The organism is Acinetobacter sp. SCLZS86, from assembly GCF_021560715.1.
In the GTDB taxonomy this organism is placed as follows: domain Bacteria; phylum Pseudomonadota; class Gammaproteobacteria; order Pseudomonadales; family Moraxellaceae; genus Acinetobacter; species Acinetobacter towneri_A.
In genome coordinates, this window is record NZ_CP090864.1 from 938,408 (window position 1) to 959,740 (window position 21,333).

The window sequence follows — 21,333 nt, forward strand, 5'->3', positions numbered from 1 at the left end:
TCGCGATGAGCAATCTGATTGATTTTAAACAGGTGCAGCTTAAACAATTTGATTTATTGGCAATGGATATTTTGGCGTATCCTGAGCGTTATTTACAATTTGATTCGATTGCAGATTTTTACCAAGCCCAATGGTTAGATGATTTTCCCAAAGGGACGACATGGTGTGCCACAGGACTAGATGATGGCGCAGAACATTTTTATGCCAAAATTGAATTTTATGGGCATTATTTGATTATTTATAGCCATGAAACCTATGCCGCTGAATTTGGCATCATTCACACTGAATAGACAAAATAGAGTCAATGACAGTAGAAGGAACAAACGCTTTAATAACCTGAAAATAAAGTTGTATGTAGGATATAAAACAACTTATACCTGTTGGGCATCAGCTAAATTATATTGCACGATGATGCTAGACCTACTCCATCAATAAACAACATAAAAGGAACTCAAATGGCACATCAATTTACTGTGAACGCGACGATTCATGGCGTTTCAATTGACGAATTTAAGCGTTTAGTGGCAGATGTTGCTTTGCATGAAGCAGTTTGCAAACGTATTCCTGGTGAAAATTTGGAAATTTTAGAATCTAAAAAAAACGGTGATATTTACACTTTACGCCGTGCCTATAATTTGGATGTGAATATTCCTGATTTGGCTAAAAAATTATTAAAAGATGCATTTCGTTTAAAACGAAATGATGTGACCAATTTAACGTCGCTAACTTCTACCGTGGAACTTGGTGCAAACTTGCCTTTAGAAGCCAAAGGTGAGCGTAGCGTGACTGGCAATCATGAAAAAATTGATATTCAATTAAACTGGACAATTAAGGTTAAAGTGCCATTGATTGGCGGTATGTTGGAAAAACATGCAGAAGGGGAAATCCGCCGTTTCAGTGAGTTGGAAATTGGCATTGTGGAAGATGAGCTTAAGAAAAATTTAGCAGTTTAACCCTTCAATTCTGCTAGAAAAGATTGCTCTTAAATACATGCTTGGCGCTGCCGTTTTCGGTGGCGCTTTGTTTGGACGTATAGAATTGTGATTGTTGATGCTGAGGTCATTTTACAGTGATTAATTTTTGATTTTCGACAAAGTTTAGTGCTTGGCTTTATTGCATACTGACTATTGTCTTAATTTATTATTTAAATATAGCATATTTATTATGCTAATATTTTGACCAAATTTAAATTCAGTATGAGTTCTGCCATGAAATTGATTCATTTGTTATGTTTATCGGTCTTACTGACCTTTGCCAGTCTATCTCCAGCAATGGCAGAGAGCGAAAAAGATCCACTTTTTGTCTTGCTTACTAGCAGTGATGCACACCGCACCAAAATGGCTATTGGCATGAGCAATAAGCAATTTGGCAAAGGTCATCCATTGACGATTTATTTGGTCGATCAAGGCGTAATATCGGCATCCAACCGTTTTGAATATAAATATGCAGAGCATCAAAACAAGCTGAAAAGTATTATCGCCAAAGGTGGTGATGTCTATATCTGCAAAATGTGTATGGATCAGTAAGGTGTTGTTGAAGGTGACTTAATGAAAGGTCTCAAATTTGCCAATCCAGATGCCATGGGTGACGCAATTTTCCGTCCAGGCACTCAAACATTGAGCTGGTAATTCGGCTGCTTGAAATGCAAAAGCCTTGTTGAAAAACAGGGCTTTTTTATTGCGGAATTTCTAGCGCATGGCGTATTTTTTTAAACGATAATCCAGTGCAGCGCGGGAAATTCCCAATAAGCGTGCCGCTTCAGATACATTGTGTTTGGCTTTTTGCATCGCGGTGATAATCAGTTGTTGCTCATGCTGTTCTAAATCAAAACCTTCGGTTAAAAGCGTGTCTAAATCTACGCTGTCTTGCTCATCTACAGTATGGTCGCTGTGCATTTGCGGAAACAGGGCATTCAGTTTAATCAGTTGTTGATCTTACGTCAACAGTACTGCACGTTCCAACAGGTTTTCCAGTTCACGAATATTGCCAGGCCAAGCATAGCTTTGCATAAAATCAGTGGCTTTTTCACTGATGCCATGAATCTGTTTGTCATACATTTTTTCAAAGCGTATTAAGAAATGTGCAACCAATAATGGTAAATCTTCACGGCGTTCACGCAGTGGTGGAATTTGCACAGGAAAAATATTTAAACGGTAATATAGATCGGCACGGAAACGCCCAGTTTTAACCGATTGTTCTAAATCTTCATTGTGCAGCAATCACGCGAACATCAATATGATGGGTTTGTGAATCTCCGACACGTTCCACTTCACCTTCTTTTAGCACACGCAGCAAAGCCGCTTGAGCGCGTGGTGAAAGTTCAATCACTTCATCTAAAAATAGTACCGCCATGGGTGCGTTCAAATTCACCTACACGTGATTGATGTACACCTGTAAATGCACCTTTTTCGATACCAAATAGCTCAGATTCAATCAGTTCAGGTGGAATAGCCCCACAGTTGACTGCGACAAAAACATGTTCTTTGCGTTGACTGAGTTCATGCACACCAGGAGCAAAGGCTTTTTTTCCGACACCTGTTTCACCTTGCAGCAAAGTGGAAACTTTGGCACCTGCCGCTTTTTTGAGTAAGTCACAAACCTGTTGATAAGCTGCTGATTGTCCGACTGAGCTGAACATACTGTAGTCATTTTACTGATGGTATAAATCGACTTTTTTAGTTCATACAATTCGGCTTGCAGTGCAATGAGTTCCTATTCCATCGGTTAGGGCGACACGAACTGAATTAGCTCATCGGCAGGGCGTTTTAACACCTGAACCTGATTCTACAGCTTTGCACATCAAGTTATCTTACAAAAAAAAGCCAAGTTGAAGGACTTGGCTTTTTTGCAGCCTCATTTTCCAAGATTGCTTGCTTCTAATTAGGTGCTTGCATAAGTTGAGTTCGATGGACTGAATTTTTAATCTCTCACGTGTTGCACTTATGCGCTAAGATTAGGCATAGCAACAGGATGCGTATTGCGAGCAGGAGAGCCATTTTGAATCAAATAATGGATGCCGATGTAATTATTATTGGTGGCGGACAAGCAGGATTAGCCACGGCTTACTTTTTAAAACGGCAAAAAATCAATTTTCTGATCTTGGATAATCAAACGAAGTCGGGTGGTGCATGGCAACATGCGTGGGATTCTTTGCAGCTATTCTCTCCCAATACATGGAGTTCTTTGTCTGGTTGGTTAATGCCAAAAACTGATCAGGAATATCCGAAACGATTAGAAGTGATTGACTATTTAACAGCGTATGAAACACGCTATCAATTTTCTGTGTTGCGTCCTGTGCAGGTCGAAAAAGTCCTGAAGGACGGCAATGATTTAATTGTTTGTTCTGCACAGCAAAGCTGGCGTGCCAAAGCCGTTGTGAGCGCCACTGGAACGTGGAGTCAGCCTTTTATTCCTGCTTATACAGGATGCGAACGCTTTGTAGGCTCACAAATTCATTCAGCTCATTACCGCAATGCTGATGCATTTCAGGGCAAAAAAGTCATGATTGTCGGTGGGGGTAACTCAGGCGCACAAATTTTGGCAGAAGTGTCTAAAGTGGCTGAAACCTTTTGGGTTACACAGCAGCCGCCAAGTTTTTTAGCCGATGATGTAGATGGTCGAGTTTTATTTTTACGTGCCACGGAGCGCTTAAAAGCCCAACAGGAAGGTCGCAGTATTGAACAACCAATGGGTGGTTTGGGCGATATTGTGATGATTCCAAGTGTTAAAGAAGCACGGCAACGTGATGTCTTACATGGTATGCCGCCATTTGATTATTTAACCGAACATACTGCAGTTTGGGCAGATGGCCGCGAACAAGAAATTGATGCCATTATTTGGTGTACAGGTTTTAAGGCAGCATTGTCGCATTTACAAAGTTTGAATGTGGTCAATGCACACGGCACAGTCGATGTGTTAGAAAATCGAGCGCTGCAACAGCAAAATTTATGGTTGGTCGGTTATGGCGATTGGACAGGCGCAGCTTCGGCAACTTTAATTGGTGTTTCCCGAACCGCACGGAATGTGGCGGAGCAAATTGCTGTGTATTTACAGACAACAGCGTAAAGTCATCATCGTGACAAAAACTGTGTTTAAAAAATGAATCATGCAATTTCAGCCATAAAAAAGCCCTCTGTAAAAGAGGGCGAGAGGGCAGCTCAAAAAATTAAAGATGCTCAATCATAATAAGGTGACAGTCAGGACTTACTGTTTTGGTAAATCAAACCAAATGAACTGGCTGTCTTCTTTGGCTTCAATTACAGCATTATCAGCAAATAACAAGGCATCGCCAGCCTTAACTGTTTGGTCGCCAATGCTGATTTCACCACGAATTACATGCACATAGTTCACTGCTTGCGTTGCCGTAACTTCTAAACGATGTCCAGTTTCTAAAACAGCTGCTTTTACTTCTGCCTGTTGGCGAATGTGCATTGGGGCATTGTCATTCGGGCCGACAATTAAATGCCACTGGTTGGGTGCTGTGTTTGGATCACGTTGAATTTGCTGATAAGTCGGCTCTGCATCGCGTACATTTGGCTGAATCCAAATTTGCAGCATGTGCACTTCTTCATTACCATTGTTAATCTCGCTGTGCTGAATGCCCGTACCTGCGCTCATTAACTGCCATTCACCCGCAGTAATATGGCGTTCGTTGCCCATGCTGTCGCGGTGGGAAATCGTACCACTTAATACACAGGTCAAAATTTCCATGTTGTCGTGCGGGTGAGTACCAAAACCATTATGTGCAGCAATACGGTCATCGTTAATGACACGTAAGGCACTAACACCCATGTATTTTGGGTTGTACCAACTACCAAAAGAGAAACTGTGTTTGGTGTCTAACCAACCCATTTTTACATGACCACGATCTTCACTACGGTGTAAATAAGCATTCATGATAATGCTCCTATCATTTTTTTAACTTGAACTAATCTTAATCTTTTCACCGCAGCCGACCTAGAGGCGAACTGCAACATGCCGTTCTAAAATTGCAACATGTGTAGATTTTTTGCAGAACCTAGACATTTTAGAGTTTTATCGCGGCATTAAAAAACCCACGTAAAAACGTGGGTCTTTTGCGGTTTAAAGCGATCACTGATTATTCAAGGAATTTTACAGTCACGCCAGAACGTACTTTACGACCTAAATCGTTTGCATCCCAGTTGGTTAAACGGATACAACCATGCGACGCCGTTTTTGAAATGGTCGATGGGTTTGGTGTGCCGTGAATACCGAATGATTTTTTACTTAAACCAATCCAGATATTCCCCACAGGGCCGTTAGGGCCTGGTGGTAAAGACAGCGGTTTTAAGTTTTTGCCCTGAATAAAGTTACTTGGTGAATAGCTGTACCATGGGTTTGGTGCAACACCTGTCACTTTATAAGTACCTGTTGGCGATGGTGTATCTGCACTACCAATGGTTGCTGGAAATGAGCCGACCATTTGGTTTTGTTTGTTGAACAAATACAGTTGTTTTGCACCTTTGTGCGCCACAATCAGGTGAATGTCTTCAGGCAAGTCATTGCGAACATTGGTCACCAATAACTTTTCACCCACTTTGTTAAATGTCGCATTCGGATTTAATTTCTTTAAGAAATTTTCATCCATGTGAAATTTTTCACCCAACATTTCACTCACGCGGGTATAGTACAAGCCTTTCATTTTGGCTTGTTCAGCGTAGTCATGCGGAATAGATTTCGCATAAGGACCTTTTAAGTCCGCTTCAGTAACCGTGTATTCTACAAATGCAGGACGTGAACCTTGACGTGCAACCAACGCATCCCAAGTTTCTTTGGTTAAAATACCCGTTGGGCTAATGCCATTCATTTGCTGGAAAGATGCAATCGCTTTTAGGGTGTTCTTACCACTGGTACCATCAATTGCACCTGGAGAAGCGTGTGAATTGTTCAGCATCACGTGTGCACGTGCATACACAGGGAACTGACCTTTACCAATATTTTCATACCAAGTGGCATTATTTAAGGCATCTAAAGTCCATGAAGCTTTTGGTGCTACTGTGTTGGATGTAGCAGTTTGGCTTGCTGAACTTGTTGTTGGTGCAGTGCCAACATCGGCAGTAGTATCTTCAGTTTTGTGCAGATCATCTAAGGTTTTTGAAGCCTTATTTAAATCATTTTGTTCTTGTTGCGTAATAGCAGTGTCTGTTGCATTTAGATTATTTTGTGCAGCCGATGCTTCTGTCGCTAAAGGATCAATCGGATCTTCAATAGCGTTATTGTTAATCACTTGTGGATTTAACGGTTGTTCAGCAGTAGATGCAGCAAAAGTAGTTCCTGCAAAAATGCAACTTAAACTCATTGCGAGTATTGTGCGAACCAACATGTAATTCAACCTTGAGAATTGTTTATTTACATAGATAAAAACTAGCCAAGTATTGCAGAAAAACTAAGGAGATGCAGTAGTTGTTTTGTGTAAATATTCAAGATAACCCCAATTTTACCGTAATTTTTGTTTCTGTGATGTATTTCACATAAACGTAAGCTGAATTTGAACACTTAGAATAGGCTGAAAAGGCGAGCCAGAAATGAAGTTATTAAAACCTCAACCTTTTTGATATGATGGCTGCAAGATTGAAAATGAGTTGGGAAAGTAAATGACGACCTTAAAAAATGATCGTTTTCTTCGTGCCTTATTACGTGAGCCAGTAGATTGCACGCCCGTATGGATGATGCGTCAAGCAGGACGTTATTTACCAGAATATCGTGCAACACGTGCGCAGGCAGGAGATTTTCTTTCTCTATGCAAAAATACCGAATTTGCTTGTGAAGTGACTTTACAGCCTTTGCGTCGTTACGAATTAGATGCTGCGATTTTATTTTCAGATATTTTAACTGTGCCCGATGCACTAGGCTTAGGTCTGTATTTTGAAGCAGGCGAAGGGCCAAAGTTTCATAAAACGGTGCGTACTGAGCAAGACGTTGCCAATTTACCAAAATTTAACGCCAAGTCAGACCTAGACTACGTCATGAATGCGGTGTCGACCATTCGTTCTGCTTTGGGTGGACAAGTGCCTTTGATTGGTTTTTCAGGCAGCCCGTGGACTTTGGCAACGTATATGGTGGAAGGTGGTTCAAGCAAAGATTTCCGCTTCACCAAAAACATGATGTACGCACAGCCTGAAGTTTTACATGCACTATTAGACCGTTTGGCCGATGCAGTGACCGAATACTTAAATGCACAAATTGATGCAGGCGCGCAGGCAGTACAAATTTTTGACAGTTGGGGCGGTGCATTGGCCCATCGTGAGTATCTTGAATTTTCACTCCACTATATGCAGAAAATTGTCTCGGGTCTGCAACGTGAAAAAGATGGACGTAAAATCCCTGTTATTTTATTTACCAAAGGTGGCGGTCAATGGCTTGAGCCTATGATTGCAACAGGTGCAAATGCTTTTGGTCTAGACTGGACAACACCGTTAAATGTTGCACGTCAAACGGTGAATGGTCGAGCCGCATTGCAAGGTAACTTAGATCCAGCAACTTTATATGGTTCACCTGAAGCAATTGCCAAAGCGACACGTGCGATGCTAGATGATGCCTATGCCAATGGTGAAAAAACAGGTTATGTGGCCAACTTAGGTCACGGCATTACCCAATGGGTAGACCCTGAACGTCCTAAAGTATTTATCGACACGGTTCATGAATACAGTGCCAAATATCTATAATCGCACAATGATATAGATGGATCATTTTTAGATGTATAGGTGTAATTTCAGCTTCGGTCAGGTTGTCAGATCATGTGGATAACATGGTTAAAGTCAGGACTTGAGTTTTCGACTAAGGCAGCTTCGGCTGCCTTATTTGGAATTTTATTGCTGATTGCATTTGCATTTACAGCACCTATGGGTAGTCAGGAATATTTTGGCTTTTTTCGTTATGACTATTTGCTGTTTTATGCCTTAATCATTCAGGTTTGTCTTTTATATTTAAAACTAGAATCTTGGGCTGAAGCCAAGGTGATTGCTTTATTTCACATTTTAGCGATGATCATGGAAATTTTTTTAACCCATCCACAAATTGCATCTTGGCAATATCCTCAACCTGCTGTCTTTAAAATTATGACCGTACCGCTTTTTGCAGGCTTTATGTATTCTGCAGTTGGCAGTTTCTTTGCGCGTTCTTTGCGTTTGTATCGCGTATCTTTACGGAATTTGCCGACTTTTGGCAATATGATGGCCTTGGCAGTGTTGTCGTACATCAACTTCATGAGCAAGTTTTTTATCCCTGATATTCGTTATGGCTTGTTTGCGTGGAGCGTTGTGATTTTCTGGAAAACCAAAATTCGTTTTCAATTACAACAGCATCTATTACAACTGCCGATGTTGCCTGTATTGCTGCTTTTAGCTTTTATTATTTGGGTGGCAGAAAACATTAGCACCTTTTATCAAATATGGTTGTATCCAAGTCAGGTCGATGCATGGCACATGGTCGGCTGGGGCAAACTCGGTTCTTGGTATTTATTGCTGTTACTAAGTCTGGTTTTGGTCATGAAAATTTTGGGTTATCGCGATTCCCAAGGTCAGTGGAGACTGAAAGCTGAAAATCAGCAGCACTAAATCTTAATACGACCTCGAACATAGAGAATCTATCTTTAAACTTAAATCCAAATTTGAAGATAAAATCAATCATCGCTACAAAATGCACAAAAATAATGCCTGATTTTGTGATAAATGTTTTGCCTTCTGAGTGACATCTCGCTATCTTAAAGCGGTGTAATAAAAATTACACATAGCAATAAAGAATAACGATTCGAAGCATAATTTTTCGAATAATAAATCTCTGGAGTAAGGCAATGATTAAAAAATTAGCATTGGCTGCTGTCTTGGCAGTGGGTTCTACAGCAGCATTTGCAGACCGTGATGCAGGTTGTGGTATTGGTTCTCAAGTTTGGGCAGGTCAGTCTGGCAAAGTTGCAAAAATTTTAGCAGCAACTACAAACGGTATTTTTGCGAACCAATTGTTTGGTATCACATTTGGTACTTTAGGTTGTAGCGGTACAGGTACAGTAACTGCACAAGTTGTGACATTTACCAATGAAAATGCTGAAACATTGGCACGCGATATGGCTGTTGGTGAAGGCGAAAGCTTAAACGTATTGGCTGAATTATTAAGCATTAAATCGGAAGATAAAGCACATTTCTTTGCGGTTTCTAAGCAAAACTTTGCATCTATTTATTCTGCAGAAAACCAGACTTCTTTAGAAGTATTGGCATCTTTACAGAACGTGATGGCGAATGACGACGTATTAAAAGCATACGTTTAAGTTTGAATAAAAGCCCTGCATTATTCGCAGGGCTTTTTTTATAGCACAAGAATACGTTTAAACCCGAATATGTATATAAAATTTATAAAATGTCCATGAAATCCATTATTTTAAGTAGTTTAGTTTTTTTATCTCCTACGGTTTTTGCGCTATCTCCTCAAGCATCTCCAATACAGATTCAGCCACTTTCAGTGACTTCTGCAGCACAAAATACAAATAAATTTGCAATGTTTTCCGCACATTATGTGCTAAAAGCCAAAGACTTACACTTGGCAGAACAGGTGACTTGGAAGCGTTTAATGTATGCGCAGCAAAGCAAAAGTGAAGTGCAATATGCAGGCTATTTTGTGTCGGAACAAGGTGGAAGCAATTTAGACCAAGAGTTACTTCGCAATGTGCAGGCATTATTTGAAACAGCACCTGCCAATCAATCGGTGCAGTGCAAATTTCCTGCACGTAGTCGCTGGTTGGTTGAACAATTACAAATTCCTCAGCAAGATTTGGCGCAGGTGCAATGTCCTGAATTGGATGAATGGATTGGACAAATTAAACCTTATAAAGCGGTGCTAATTTACGCCACAGACTTTATGGGCAATCCAAGTTCTATGTTTGGGCATACTTTATTGCGCTTAGACCCGAAAGATCAAAAACAATTGAACTTAATTTCCTATGCGGTCAATTATGCGGCAACCGTGACTGGTAGTGAAGGTTGGTCTTATGCGTGGAAAGGGCTTACAGGGCAGTATCCAGGTGAATATACACTGATGCCGTATTACCGAAAAGTAAAAGAATATGGTGATTTAGAAAGCCGTGATTTATGGGAATATGAACTGGCACTGAATGAGCAAGAAACCACATTTTTAGTGCAGCACATTTGGGAAATGAAGCATGTGCAATTTCCGTATTATTTTATCAGTGACAACTGTGCCTATCGCTTATTGGGTTTAATGGATTTGGTGCGCCCTGAACTCAATTTACAGCAACAGTTTAAAGTCGCATCTATTCCAATCGAAACACTAAAAGCCATAGAGCAGGAAAATTTAGTGGCCGATGTGGTCTATCGTCCTGCTTTGGAAACGCAGTTATTGGCGCAAGCCAGACAACATGGTACAGCGTTGGCAAAAACTGCCCATCAAGTAGCCGAAGCAGAACCTGAAAATGTGGCGGCAATTTTGCAAAATCATAGCCAAATCGATCAGGCTAAAATTCTAGAAATGGCCTATGATGATTTATATCTAAAACTAATTGGGCGCAAAATTGAAGCCAAAGCTGCTCAACCGCGACTCAGACAAATTTTAAATTTAAGAAGTCAGATCAATTTAGAAAAGCAGCGTCAGGATGTAGCACGCCCTCAGGTTGATCCTGTGCAGGGGCATTATGCACGAAGCTATGCTGTGCGTACTGGCGAGGTTCAAGGCAAGCATTTTGTAGAGTTGAGTCTTCGGCAGGCTTACCATGATTTACTTGATCCGCAGGGTGGTTTTCGTACTGGTACACAGCTCAATTTTTTAGAAGCTTCGGTGCAATACCGCGAAGATCGCTTAAAACTGAATCAGTTAGATTTACTTTCAGTAAATTCTTATAACCCATTGACCGCATTTAAAACACCACTCAGTTGGGGCTTTAATTTGGGTTGGCAGCAAGAAGCCTTAAATTCGCATGGTGCTTTTAGCGAAACAGAACAGCACGGTGTTTTGAGTTTAAAAACACAGTTTGGTTATAGCGTGGCTAATCAAGCGCGTGAGCATTTGTGTTATGCGCAAATTCAAAATCATGTGCAAGCGGGTAAGGCTTTAGACAAAGGTTGGCGTGTTGGAATTGGCCCAACACTGGGTTGTCAAAATATTTGGTCAGCACGCATGAATAGTTTGGTTCAGGTTGAATTGCCATATTGGGAAGATCGTCATCAATGGCAATTTAAGCTGAACAGCCAATTGCAATATGTACTCAACCCGCAGCATGTATTGCGATTAGGTTGGGAATATCAACAACAGGATAAACAGGACTGGAACAAGACCAGTTTAGGCTATGTTCATTTTTTTTAAAGAGCTGTTGAATTTATACTGAATTGTAAAAAACCAGCTAAACAAGTTGAGTTGCTGGTGAAACCCGTTAAAATTTAGCAGTTTCTTTTGGCTGGGTTGTTGTGGATGTATCAAGAGTGTACGCATGAGCTTGCAGAGCAATGGAAGTCAATTTGCGAGCAATTTAAGCCAGAAGATTTGCAAGCGACATTCCAGTTTATTCAAGCACATGCAGAAGATTTTGTGATCGAGTTCTATCAGCAAATGTTGCTTGAAGAACATGCGACAGAATTTTTGTCTGCAGAGATGGTGAAGAATCGCTTAAAAAACTCTTTATATCAGTGGCTAATTTCCAGTTTTGAAGTTCCGTTTCAACACAATTATAACGAGATTGTAGAAAAACAATTTAAAGTAGGCGATGTGCATGCACGTGTACAAATTCCATCATGGATGATTATTCGTGGTGTGCGCGTTATTATAAAAAAGGCTTTTAGTTTTTTGCAACAGAAGCCAATAGCAACTTAAATCAGTTTAATTATTTATGCCAAATTCTGTGTTTTGCCACAGAAATTATGTGCCGATCTTATGAAATGAAGGTCGAAGTTCATAATGATATGAAACATACCTATCGCTTATTTTCTGCCATGCAAGATGTTGCAGTGCACAAAGACCGACAACGCGGGACTTTGCTGGATTGGGAAAATGAGTTGATGTTTCAGGTGGTGTCCGATCACACCAAAATGACGCAACCGATTTTATCTAAAACTGAATTTGGTTTGTGGTTTATTCATAAAGCGGCTTATGCTTTTTCAAGTTCGGAACAAGTACAAACTATTACTGAATTTATTTATCAGGTGGATGAATTAATTCAGAAAATTGGTCAATGTGAAAGTCAGGCACAGGCAATTGAAATGATTCAATCCATTCGTGCTAAGAATCGTGAGATTTTGCATTTAATTGATCAGATTTTTCAGGTGTCTGAATATATCAGTTCGGGCAATGATGCCTTAACTCAACTGCTCAACCGCCGTTATTTAAATACCATCGTGTCCCGTGAAATTAATTTTTCACGAAAAAATAATTCGCCTTTAACATTGTTGGCGATAGATGCCGATCATTTTAAATCAATCAATGACCGTTATGGACATGCAGCAGGAGATGATGCATTACAGTTTTTAGCTGATGTGATTTTGCAATATGCAAAAGGCAGTGACTATGCCTTCCGAATTGGCGGCGAAGAATTTTTACTGTTACAGATTGATACCACCATTGATCGTGCCTTGGTAGTCGCTGAAAATATTCGTAAACGTGTCGAAAAAGCCACATTAAAAACATCAACAGGTGAAGAATTTAACTTTACCATTAGTATAGGTGTGCATGAATATGATGGGCATCCAGACTATCAACGTTTTTTTGAAGAAGTGGATAAAGCCTTGTATATGGCAAAAAATAATGGACGCAACAATGTGTCTGTAGGTTGAATCTGAAGATGTATCGAGCTAATTTTTTAATCTAAAAGCCAAAAATCCCGAACATAAATTTCGGGATTTTTTGTTTGATTGTGGAACTTAGCCACAATTTAAAAACTTTCAGGCACCGCACTTAAAAACTCACGACGGGCTTCTTTATCAGTTTTAAAGTCACCTAAAAAAGACACGGTACGTGTGGTCGATTCCTGTTTGCCGACACCGCGCATCATCATGCACATGTGGGCCGAATCAATCACCACAGCAACACCACGTGCTTGAGTTACTTCAGCTACAGCTTCCGCAATTTGCTGAGTCAGATTTTCTTGAATTTGCAAACGACGCGCAAACATTTCGGTAATGCGAGCAAATTTAGACAAACCTAAAACCTTGCCTTCAGGTAAATAGGCAATATGCACACGACCATAAAATGGCAATAAATGATGCTCACACAGTGAGTAGAACTCAATATTTTTCACCAAAACCATTTCATGGTTGTCGGATGGAAATACGGCATTATTGGTCACTTCGGCTAAGGTTTGGCTATAGCCCGAAGTTAAATACGAAAAAGCTTTAGCAGCACGCATCGGCGTATCTTTTAGACCTGGACGATTAAGATCTTCACCAACGGCGGTTAGGATATTTGCGTAGGATTGCTGCATAGACATAAGACGTGTTCACTTACACTGATATTGAACAAGGACGGCATTGTAACAGAAAACTATTGTAATGCCTTGTTTAAAAGATGAAACCGATTACTGTTTAAACTTTGGGTTTTTTTCGCTGCGTTTGAGCAACACTAAAACTGCACCAGTGCCACCTTGTTTTTCAGGCGCACTCACAAAAGCCAAAACATCACGATGCTGACGCAGCCAACCATTTACATAAGTTTTTAAAATGGCTTCAGGGCCTTTACCATGTACAATTTTAATCACGTTCTGGTTTTCATCTTTGGCCATTTGAATGATTTGCAAAACTGCAACTCGTGCTTCTTCTACGGTACAGCCGTGTAAATCTACAGCTTCAAACCAGCGTAAGTTACCTGCTTTTAAATCTTCAAAGACTTTATGTTGCAAAGTTGCGATCCGATAACTCAGCGAAGCTTGACTGCCAACTGGATTCAGCATGGCTTGTGTATCGGACAGCAAAGTTTCATCTGTTTCCATTGGTCCCATCGCTGCAGCACGTTTGGCCAGTGTTTGTGCATCAGGTTTTTTCTTGGCAGTGTGTTCGATTTTTGCAATATTGCCAGCATCCATTTTTTGGACACCTTGCATTTGCTGACGAAACAAAGCGAGATCATCTTCCTGTTGTTGCTCAGGCGTCTGAACTTTGGGTTCAAACGGCTTGGCAATACTTGAAGTATGAGGCTGAGTGATTTGCTTTTTAAAAGATTTTAGTAACTTGTACTGTTCTTTAGAAAGAGAGGAGTCGTGTCTACTCATAATCAAACAAAAATAGAAATGATGATTTATACTATATGATTTTGGCTTTTATTTTTACAAAATTTATTTTTGATTGAGGGAATCTATGAAACGACAAATTTCTGAGCAAGATAAGAAGTTAGTCCAAGAACAACAACGTAATCAAAATGGTTCCTTGAGTTGTTTTATTTCTGGGGAAATTATCGATTTAATCAATGATGAGATAGAGTACGATCACATTTTACCTTATGCGAAACAGGGAGATACTGATTTAGCCAATATCCGTATTGTTAAAAAAATATATAATCGAAGAAAGTCTGATCAGTCTTTATATGAGGTTAGAGATAATCTTAAACTTGAGCAATTGTTTATTGAAAAAAAGAATAAAATAAAGTTGCAAGATATTTTTAAGCTAAAAGATATTGAACAAAAGTCCCTTATTTTTACGAAAAAAGAGCATTCTATTATTATTGATGATGGTGTCGATAAAAAAGAATTTTATTTATTGTTTGATAATATTTTAGAAGTTGAATACTTCTACGGTAGAATCCCGGTCAAATGGCTTGAAAACGATGATCAAGAAGGTTTGCAACCGAGAGTTATTGATTATAAGAGATTAATTTCTCTGAGAAATCATCTTAAATTTCATCCACAATTAGCACCATCTATTGCGCGTTTAATTGATCGTAAATTTAAATTGTTTGATGGTCAGCATAAACTGGCAGCACAAGTCCTCAATAACAATACAGAAGTAGATATTAAGGTTTATGTATCGCCTGATGATACAGAAAAAGCTAAAAAATTGTTTGATGACTTGATGATCACTAATTTAGAAGCACATTCAAAGCACAAACAAATTCCATTTTATACCTCTACATTGTTAGATCGTTTATCTGTTATTTATAAAGAGATGCTAGATGAATTTACGGCGAAAAAAGCGGTCGGGCAGCATTCAGAAGAGAATTTCATTAAGTTTTTAGTGGCTGAAAAACAACAGAATAAAAAAGATGCGAAGGAAATGCTTAAAAGTGCAATTATGGATAACGCAATTGAACTTTCTGCATTAAGACCTTTTATTGCGGAAGCATCTAAGGATGCGGCATATCCTTTGTCGATTGATTTGCTCAAAAAAACAATTTTTAGCAATACCCTATATTTGGAGCCATCTTCTGCAAATTTTAAAGCGGTCAATGATTATAGAGATACAGAGCTTGAAAATTTTAAAGAACTTGCACAATTGCTAGTGCAACATGGTTATTTGAATAGTTGGGTACAAAATATCAGAGGGAAAGAGTTAACTGATCTTGAGCTCAAATCACGCCGTATTTGGCATAAAGGTGCTGTATCAACCTGGTCACCTTATTTAGAAAGTATTTTAGGTATGGCTTTTAATTTTATGACGCATGATGAGCGCAAAAAGCTATTGTATCGCGATCTCATGACGAGTGACCAAAAAGAAAGAATTAAAGCTTGTTTGCAAAGATTATTTAATCATCCTTTATGGGATGAACCTAAAGGTGAAATTGATAGTTTACTAGTTTCATCAACTAAACAGAACGAGTTGTTTGATCGTAAAGGTTTAACAGAAATCTATGTTTTAACAGGACAAAGTAAATAAAAATGAAGCATAACCAAGCGATTTTCATATCGCTTGGCTAGATCGATTTTAAGCATCAATATGCCCAAATAAATCACGGAAAGCATGGTCAGGACGTGCTTGTTTCATAAAACTTTCGCCGACCAAGAAACTGTGAATATCATGCTCTTGCATCATGCGTACATCTTCAGGAGTCGCAATACCACTTTCTGTAACCAAAAGGCGAGAAGGAGGTAAAAGATTTTTTAAACGCAATGAGTTATTTAAATCAACTTCAAATGTTTTTAAATTTCGGTTATTGACGCCTAAAATACAACGTTCTGAAAGATTTAAAGCACGTTCCAATTCTTTTTCATCATGCACTTCAACCAACACATCTAAGTGATGTTCAAAAGCCGTTTTCGACATTTCTTGCAACTGTTGGTCAGATAAGCAAGACACAATCAATAACACACAGTCTGCGTTTAAAGCACGTGCTTCCACTACACCATATGGATCAATCAAGAAATCTTTACGCAGTGCAGGCAAGTTACAATGTGATCGGGCAATCTGAATATTTTCATCTGCACCCTGAAAGAAATCGACATCAGTCAGTACAGATAAACAGGCTGCACCTGCTGCTTCATATTGCTGTGCAATTTCGGCAGGGTCAAAGTTTTCTCGAATGATGCCCTTAGACGGCGATGCTTTTTTAATTTCCGCAATTACCGCTGGGCGTTTGTTATCCAAGGCTTGCGCAAAGCCACGTGTAGGTGTCGCTGCACGTGCCAATTGTTCTAAGTCTGCATAACTGCGTTGTTTTAAACGCTCTGCAAACTCTTCTTTTTTACGTTCTACAATTTTACCTAAAATGGTATTGCGAATATCCACTATGATGCATCTTCCTGTTTTGTTTTATGCTTCGTACTGTTTGAGCGTTTTGGTAAATTCAGATAACACGCCCATTTTTTCCAAAGCTTGTCCACCATAAATAATGTCATGTGCCAAAGCGACACCTTGTTTGTAGCTTGTAGTTAGACCAGAAACATAAATACCCGCGCCCGCATTGAGTGCAATCATGTTGGCCGCTTTTTCGCCTTTGTCGGATTTGTTTTTGCCTAAAGCATCTTTAATCAAATTTAAACTTTCAGCCGAGTTGTCTACAGTCAGTCCTGTTAAAGTTTGAGATTCAATTCCCACGCTTTCAGGAGTAAGTTCCCATTCAGTAATCTCACCATTTTTGAGCTCTGCAACATGAGTGCTTGAAGCAAGGCTAATTTCGTCTAAACCATCTTTTGAATGCACCACCATGACATGCTCAGCCCCCAGCAGTTTCATCACTTCTGCAATAGGGCGGCACAATTCATCGCTAAATACACCAATGACAAAACGCTTTACACCTGCCGGGTTGGTTAATGGCCCCAGTAAGTTGAAAATACTGCGAATACCCAACTCTTTACGTGGTGCAACCGCATATTTCATGGCTTTGTGATGATTCGGTGCAAACAAGAAACCTAAGCCAATTTCACGAATACAGCGTTCAGTTTGTTGCATATTTAAATCAAGATTAATGCCTGCTTGCTCTAGCAAGTCCGATGAACCCGATTTAGTTGAAACCCCACGGTTACCGTGTTTGGCAATGGTTGCACCTGCAGCTGCAATCACAAAAGCAGAGGCGGTAGAAACGTTAAATAGGTTTTGACCATCGCCGCCTGTACCTACAATATCCACAAGGTGCGGAATATCGCTCACATCAATTTTAATGGCAAATTCACGCATTACACGTGCAGCTGCAGTAATTTCATCAATGCTTTCGCCTTTTAAGCGTAAGCCCATCATCAATGCACCAATTTGAGCTTCTGTTGCTTCACCCGACATAATCGCGCGCATTACATCTTCCATTTGAGGCTGAGTCAGGTGAATTTGTTTTGTAATATGGTTGAGTGCTTGTTGAATATTCATGGGAGTTGACTCGCTCATTATGCGTAAATTTCCAAAAAGTTTTTAAAAATTTGATGGCCGTGTTGGCTAAGGATCGATTCAGGGTGAAATTGCACGCCTTCAACTGGCAAAGTTTTGTGCTTCACACCCATAATTTCTTCCATCGAACCATCTGCTTCTTTGGTCCAGCATGTCACTTCTAGGCAATCTGGTAAGGTTGCTTGATCAATCACCAAAGAGTGGTAACGGGTTGCAGAAAATGGAGAAGGCAGATTGCTAAAAATACCTGTATTGCTGTGGTACATATCCGATAAACGACCATGCATCACGGTTTTAGCGCGTACAATGTTTCCGCCAAAAGCTTGTCCGATACTTTGGTGTCCTAAACACACGCCAAGTAACGGAATTTTGCCTGCAAAATGCTGAATTGCAGGAATGGAAATCCCTGCTTCAGATGGGGAACAAGGGCCAGGACCAATCACTAAATACTTAGGTTGCCATCGCTCAATATCTTCTAATGTCACGGCATCATTACGAACGACTTTTACTTCCTGATTTAACTCGCCAAAATACTGGACGATGTTGTAGGTAAAAGAGTCATAGTTATCTATCATTAAAAGCATGAGCTAACCTATTGAAAATTAAAAACTTTAAGTGCTAAAGAGTCTGAAATAATTTGCTTTATTCCTGCGCCTATAATGAGAAAGGGCTTTATTTTTCTTATCGAAAAGAAAATGGAATAAGGAAGCACTTATCATCATAGCAAATAATAAGTATTTTCTGCGGACTATTTATATGATAATCACTGTTAAAGCTTATCAGCGCATTCACCAATTTATAGATTTTCAAAGCTTGCTGCGCAATGTTCAGGTTTGATTTGAAAGAAATGACCACTTAATCAAGCAGGGTCATTCTGCCGTCATATTTTAGCTTCACACTTAAGACAGCATAAAAAATGCGCCAAAAGTAGCATCCTGGCGCATGTTATTAGCGGTTCACGTCAGGCAGTTTGAGTGCAGCGTTTCGATAGAAAATACAAATGTGTAGTAAAGGTATTTTCAATCGGTTTGCTCGAAAAGAATACAGATTTAGGATTTTTAAACGATCTTATTATTTTTGCTCAATAAAAAATAAAAGGTTGTTTAAGATTGGTCGGACAATTTGCATTGCTCAATGCAAGCTTGGCACAGCAAAATGCTTGCATAGATACAGTTTGAGCTATTTTTTGATCTAAAATTCAACAGAAATAAAACATTAATGCACTAAAATGGTGCTATATTTTGCAGTTTTAAATCTAATCACATCAACAATGTTTGAATATGGTGCAAATCGTATTTCTGACAGTATAATAACGATAAAGTAATTTTTTTAAATGATGTATTCTCATGCGGAATTCATAGTTTTATCTTTGCTTTTAAAAGTTGGTACGCTAATTGCTTAATAACTGCCAACTACTAACACGCACTTTCGGGTGCAACAAAAAAACATCGGAGCAAATTGAGCATGGCGAACAAGGTCCTTCAACTCATCCAAGAAAGTGGCGCAAAATGGGTAGACTTCCGTTTTACAGACACTAAAGGTAAAGAGCAACACGTGACTTACCCAGCAGACACTATTGATGAAGATACATTTGAAGACGGTAAAATGTTCGATGGTTCTTCAATTGCTGGCTGGAAAGGTATTGAAGCGTCAGATATGATTTTACGCCCAGATGCTGAAACAGGTTTTATCGACCCGTTCTTCGCTGAGCCTACAGTAGTGGTGACTTGTGATGTCATTGAACCTTCAACTGGTCAAGGTTATGACCGTGATCCACGTTCAATCGCTCGCCGTGCAGAAGAATATTTAAAATCGACAGGTATTGGTGATACTGCATTCTTCGGTCCTGAACCAGAATTCTTCGTATTTGACGAAGTAAAATGGGAAATCGACATGTCTGGCGCGCGCCATACATTGATCGCTGAAGAAGCTGCATGGTCAACTGGTAAAGACTATGAATCTGGTAACTCTGGTCACCGTCCACGTGTGAAAGGTGGTTACTTCCCAGTTCCTCCTGTAGATTCTTCTCAAGATATGCGTGCAGACATGTGTGCAAAAATCGAAGAGATCATGGGCCCAGGTCGTGTAGAAGTACATCACCACGAAGTTGCATCTTGCCAATTAGAAATTGGTGTAAGCTTCAATACCATGGTGCGTAAAGCGGATGAAGTACAACAGTTCAAATATGCAGTGTGGAACGTAGCGCACCAATACGCGAAAACTGCAACCTTTATGCCTAAACCAATGGTAGGCGACAACGGTTCTGGTATGCACGTTCACATGTCAATCTCTAAAGATGGCAAAAACCTGTTCGCGGGTGATGAATACGCTGGTTTGTCAGAAACGGCGTTGTACTTCATTGGTGGTATCATCAAGCATGCCCGTTCATTGAATGCGATCACGAATCCATCTACAAACTCGTACAAGCGTTTAGTACCGCACTTTGAAGCACCAATTATGTTGGCTTACTCTGCGCGTAACCGTTCTGCATCTATTCGTATTCCTTATGTTTCTAGCCCGAAAGGCAAACGTATTGAAGCACGTTTCCCTGATCCAATGATGAACCCGTACCTAGGTTTCGCAGCTTTGTTGATGGCGGGTCTTGACGGTATTCAAAACAAGATTCACCCAGGTGAAGCAGCAGACAAGAACTTGTATGACCTTCCGCCTGAAGAAGAAGCAAAAATCCCAACTGTGGCACACAACCTAGAAATGGCGCTTGATGCTTTGAAAGAAGATCACGACTATTTATTAAAAGGTGGTGTATTCACCAAAGACATGCTTGATGCTTATATTGAATTGAAAACTGAAGATGTACGTCGTTTGAACACGACTACTCACCCAGTTGAATTTGATATGTACTACAGCTTGTAATACATCGAAAATCTTAAATTTGAAAAACCCGCTTCGGCGGGTTTTTTGTTTTAGATGGTGCAATCATGGTTTTGAATTGGCATGGATTTTATCAAAATATAAGAATTCACTTAATTTTTTTGGATAATTGCACAGAATTGCGCCATCGGTCACAAAACTTTGCCTAAATTTGGGCTACACTAGGCTATCTTGTTAAGGTGGCGGAACATGCGAACACAGCCTATTTTTCCCAAGCAGGCAAATCTGCCTTCTGAATTAAAAACATGGCTATATGCAGCAGGTTCTTTGACCCAACAACTGACTCAGCTCGCAGGCGGACAATTTAAAGTTGAGCCGCTGCAACAATCTTTTCAGCGTTTAAATTTACAAGATGCCCAGTGGATGCAAATGCCACATTGGCACACCTCATGGGTGCGTGAAAGCTATTTATATGGCTGTGATGAACAGCCATGGGTCAAAGCCAAAAGTATTTTTCCGATTCTAAGTTTACAAAGCAAAGCCCGTTTATTTCAGCACATTGGCAATAAACCGATTGGCTGGTTTTTGTTTCATCGCACCAATCCACTATGTCAAAGACGTGTGGTTTTGCTCGAAGAAGGCTGGACACGGCAGAGTTGCTATACTTGGCATGGATGTAAGTTTATTGTGCAAGAAACTTTTTTACCGCATTTTGAGCAATTTATTCAACAATATTAAGATACGAGAT

18 protein-coding genes and 2 pseudogenes are annotated in these 21,333 nt (G+C 39.8%); 12 read left to right on the forward strand and 8 right to left on the reverse strand.

All coding sequences use genetic code 11. The features are described 5' to 3' along the window. Positions 1 to 5: 5 nt before the first annotated feature. From LZP46_RS04345 to LZP46_RS04355, 3 genes are all read left to right on the forward strand, one after another. Positions 6 to 290, forward strand: a complete 285-nt coding sequence (locus tag LZP46_RS04345) for a hypothetical protein (RefSeq protein WP_236094793.1) — start codon at positions 6 to 8, stop codon at positions 288 to 290. 165 nt (positions 291 to 455) lie between these two features. Continuing rightward, positions 456 to 953: a DUF2505 family protein gene (locus LZP46_RS04350; RefSeq protein ID WP_236094794.1), complete on the forward strand. Its 498-nt coding sequence runs from the start codon at positions 456 to 458 to the stop codon at positions 951 to 953. Positions 954 to 1,208: 255 nt separating this feature from the next. Next, positions 1,209 to 1,526, forward strand: coding sequence for a hypothetical protein (locus LZP46_RS04355; protein ID WP_236094795.1), 318 nt, complete (start codon positions 1,209 to 1,211; stop codon positions 1,524 to 1,526). 162 nt (positions 1,527 to 1,688) lie between these two features. Here LZP46_RS04355 and LZP46_RS04360 read toward each other — a convergent pair. Beyond that, positions 1,689 to 2,757, reverse strand: a pseudogene (locus LZP46_RS04360) (sigma-54 interaction domain-containing protein); the annotation flags it as partial. Positions 2,758 to 2,970: 213 nt separating this feature from the next. Between LZP46_RS04360 and LZP46_RS04365 the strand changes: the two are divergent. Beyond that, the gene (locus tag LZP46_RS04365; RefSeq protein WP_442863539.1) at positions 2,971 to 4,065 is read left to right on the forward strand and encodes an ArsO family NAD(P)H-dependent flavin-containing monooxygenase; all 1,095 of its coding nucleotides are present in this window, start codon (positions 2,971 to 2,973) and stop codon (positions 4,063 to 4,065) included. 138 nt (positions 4,066 to 4,203) lie between these two features. Here the strand turns inward: LZP46_RS04365 and LZP46_RS04370 are convergent, their stop codons facing one another. Next, on the reverse strand, positions 4,204 to 4,896 hold the full coding sequence (locus LZP46_RS04370; RefSeq protein ID WP_236094797.1) for a pirin family protein: 693 nt from the start codon (positions 4,894 to 4,896) through the stop codon (positions 4,204 to 4,206). Between the two features lie 202 nt (positions 4,897 to 5,098). Then, positions 5,099 to 6,343, reverse strand: coding sequence for a L,D-transpeptidase family protein (locus tag LZP46_RS04375; RefSeq protein ID WP_236094798.1), 1,245 nt, complete (start codon positions 6,341 to 6,343; stop codon positions 5,099 to 5,101). A gap of 271 nt (positions 6,344 to 6,614) precedes the next feature. Here LZP46_RS04375 and hemE point away from each other — a divergent pair, with 271 nt between their 5' ends. The 5 genes and pseudogenes from hemE to LZP46_RS04400 all read left to right on the forward strand — a co-directional run bounded on the left by hemE (position 6,615) and on the right by LZP46_RS04400 (position 12,788). Further along, a complete protein-coding gene (gene hemE / locus LZP46_RS04380) occupies positions 6,615 to 7,685 on the forward strand; it encodes a uroporphyrinogen decarboxylase (protein WP_236094799.1) in 1,071 nt (356 codons plus the stop codon). A 72-nt stretch (positions 7,686 to 7,757) separates the two neighbouring features. Further along, positions 7,758 to 8,576 (forward strand): DUF817 family protein, encoded by an 819-nt coding sequence (locus LZP46_RS04385; protein ID WP_236094800.1) that lies wholly within the window; start codon positions 7,758 to 7,760, stop codon positions 8,574 to 8,576. Between the two features lie 236 nt (positions 8,577 to 8,812). Continuing rightward, entirely contained in the window at positions 8,813 to 9,283 is a 471-nt protein-coding gene (locus LZP46_RS04390) for a DUF3015 family protein (RefSeq protein ID WP_236094801.1), read from the forward strand. 95 nt (positions 9,284 to 9,378) lie between these two features. Continuing rightward, complete coding sequence (locus tag LZP46_RS04395; RefSeq protein WP_236094802.1) at positions 9,379 to 11,328, forward strand: Lnb N-terminal periplasmic domain-containing protein; 1,950 nt, start codon at positions 9,379 to 9,381, stop codon at positions 11,326 to 11,328. 105 nt (positions 11,329 to 11,433) lie between these two features. Further along, positions 11,434 to 12,788, forward strand: a pseudogene (locus LZP46_RS04400) (diguanylate cyclase). 98 nt (positions 12,789 to 12,886) lie between these two features. Here the strand turns inward: LZP46_RS04400 and folE are convergent. Beyond that, complete coding sequence (folE, locus tag LZP46_RS04405; RefSeq protein ID WP_236095169.1) at positions 12,887 to 13,435, reverse strand: GTP cyclohydrolase I FolE; 549 nt, start codon at positions 13,433 to 13,435, stop codon at positions 12,887 to 12,889. A gap of 93 nt (positions 13,436 to 13,528) precedes the next feature. Continuing rightward, positions 13,529 to 14,218: a Smr/MutS family protein gene (locus tag LZP46_RS04410; protein ID WP_236094803.1), complete on the reverse strand. Its 690-nt coding sequence runs from the start codon at positions 14,216 to 14,218 to the stop codon at positions 13,529 to 13,531. Between the two features lie 85 nt (positions 14,219 to 14,303). Here LZP46_RS04410 and LZP46_RS04415 point away from each other — a divergent pair, with 85 nt between their 5' ends. Next, complete coding sequence (locus LZP46_RS04415; RefSeq protein WP_178318578.1) at positions 14,304 to 15,815, forward strand: HNH endonuclease domain-containing protein; 1,512 nt, start codon at positions 14,304 to 14,306, stop codon at positions 15,813 to 15,815. A gap of 48 nt (positions 15,816 to 15,863) precedes the next feature. Here the strand turns inward: LZP46_RS04415 and trpC are convergent, their stop codons facing one another. From trpC to LZP46_RS04430, 3 genes are read right to left on the reverse strand one after another with little or no spacing between them, the layout of a single operon-like run. Further along, complete coding sequence (trpC, locus tag LZP46_RS04420; protein WP_236095170.1) at positions 15,864 to 16,667, reverse strand: indole-3-glycerol phosphate synthase TrpC; 804 nt, start codon at positions 16,665 to 16,667, stop codon at positions 15,864 to 15,866. Between the two features lie 21 nt (positions 16,668 to 16,688). Continuing rightward, the gene (gene trpD, locus LZP46_RS04425) at positions 16,689 to 17,735 is read right to left on the reverse strand and encodes an anthranilate phosphoribosyltransferase (RefSeq protein WP_236095171.1); all 1,047 of its coding nucleotides are present in this window, start codon (positions 17,733 to 17,735) and stop codon (positions 16,689 to 16,691) included. Between the two features lie 17 nt (positions 17,736 to 17,752). Continuing rightward, a complete protein-coding gene (locus tag LZP46_RS04430) occupies positions 17,753 to 18,337 on the reverse strand; it encodes an anthranilate synthase component II (RefSeq protein ID WP_004971915.1) in 585 nt (194 codons plus the stop codon). 874 nt (positions 18,338 to 19,211) lie between these two features. Between LZP46_RS04430 and glnA the strand changes: the two genes are divergently transcribed. Continuing rightward, on the forward strand, positions 19,212 to 20,627 hold the full coding sequence (gene glnA, locus LZP46_RS04435; protein WP_442863540.1) for a type I glutamate--ammonia ligase: 1,416 nt from the start codon (positions 19,212 to 19,214) through the stop codon (positions 20,625 to 20,627). A 207-nt stretch (positions 20,628 to 20,834) separates the two neighbouring features. Then, positions 20,835 to 21,323: a chorismate--pyruvate lyase family protein gene (locus LZP46_RS04440; protein ID WP_236094805.1), complete on the forward strand. Its 489-nt coding sequence runs from the start codon at positions 20,835 to 20,837 to the stop codon at positions 21,321 to 21,323. The last annotated feature ends 10 nt before the right edge of the window (positions 21,324 to 21,333 follow it).

Excerpts from the sequence above, each read along its gene's own strand:
- LZP46_RS04345 (WP_236094793.1), top strand. The coding sequence starts at position 6 with ATGAGCAATCTGATTGATTTTAAACAGGTGCAGCTTAAACAATTTGAT.
- LZP46_RS04350 (WP_236094794.1), top strand. The coding sequence starts at position 456 with ATGGCACATCAATTTACTGTGAACGCGACGATTCATGGCGTTTCAATT.
- LZP46_RS04355 (WP_236094795.1), top strand. The coding sequence starts at position 1,209 with ATGAAATTGATTCATTTGTTATGTTTATCGGTCTTACTGACCTTTGCC.
- LZP46_RS04365 (WP_442863539.1), top strand. The coding sequence starts at position 2,971 with ATGCGTATTGCGAGCAGGAGAGCCATTTTGAATCAAATAATGGATGCC.
- LZP46_RS04370 (WP_236094797.1), bottom strand. The coding sequence starts at position 4,896 with ATGAATGCTTATTTACACCGTAGTGAAGATCGTGGTCATGTAAAAATG.
- LZP46_RS04375 (WP_236094798.1), bottom strand. The coding sequence starts at position 6,343 with ATGTTGGTTCGCACAATACTCGCAATGAGTTTAAGTTGCATTTTTGCA.
- hemE (WP_236094799.1), top strand. The coding sequence starts at position 6,615 with ATGACGACCTTAAAAAATGATCGTTTTCTTCGTGCCTTATTACGTGAG.
- LZP46_RS04385 (WP_236094800.1), top strand. The coding sequence starts at position 7,758 with ATGTGGATAACATGGTTAAAGTCAGGACTTGAGTTTTCGACTAAGGCA.
- LZP46_RS04390 (WP_236094801.1), top strand. The coding sequence starts at position 8,813 with ATGATTAAAAAATTAGCATTGGCTGCTGTCTTGGCAGTGGGTTCTACA.
- LZP46_RS04395 (WP_236094802.1), top strand. The coding sequence starts at position 9,379 with ATGAAATCCATTATTTTAAGTAGTTTAGTTTTTTTATCTCCTACGGTT.
- folE (WP_236095169.1), bottom strand. The coding sequence starts at position 13,435 with ATGCAGCAATCCTACGCAAATATCCTAACCGCCGTTGGTGAAGATCTT.
- LZP46_RS04410 (WP_236094803.1), bottom strand. The coding sequence starts at position 14,218 with ATGAGTAGACACGACTCCTCTCTTTCTAAAGAACAGTACAAGTTACTA.
- LZP46_RS04415 (WP_178318578.1), top strand. The coding sequence starts at position 14,304 with ATGAAACGACAAATTTCTGAGCAAGATAAGAAGTTAGTCCAAGAACAA.
- trpD (WP_236095171.1), bottom strand. The coding sequence starts at position 17,735 with ATGAATATTCAACAAGCACTCAACCATATTACAAAACAAATTCACCTG.
- LZP46_RS04430 (WP_004971915.1), bottom strand. The coding sequence starts at position 18,337 with ATGCTTTTAATGATAGATAACTATGACTCTTTTACCTACAACATCGTC.
- LZP46_RS04440 (WP_236094805.1), top strand. The coding sequence starts at position 20,835 with ATGCGAACACAGCCTATTTTTCCCAAGCAGGCAAATCTGCCTTCTGAA.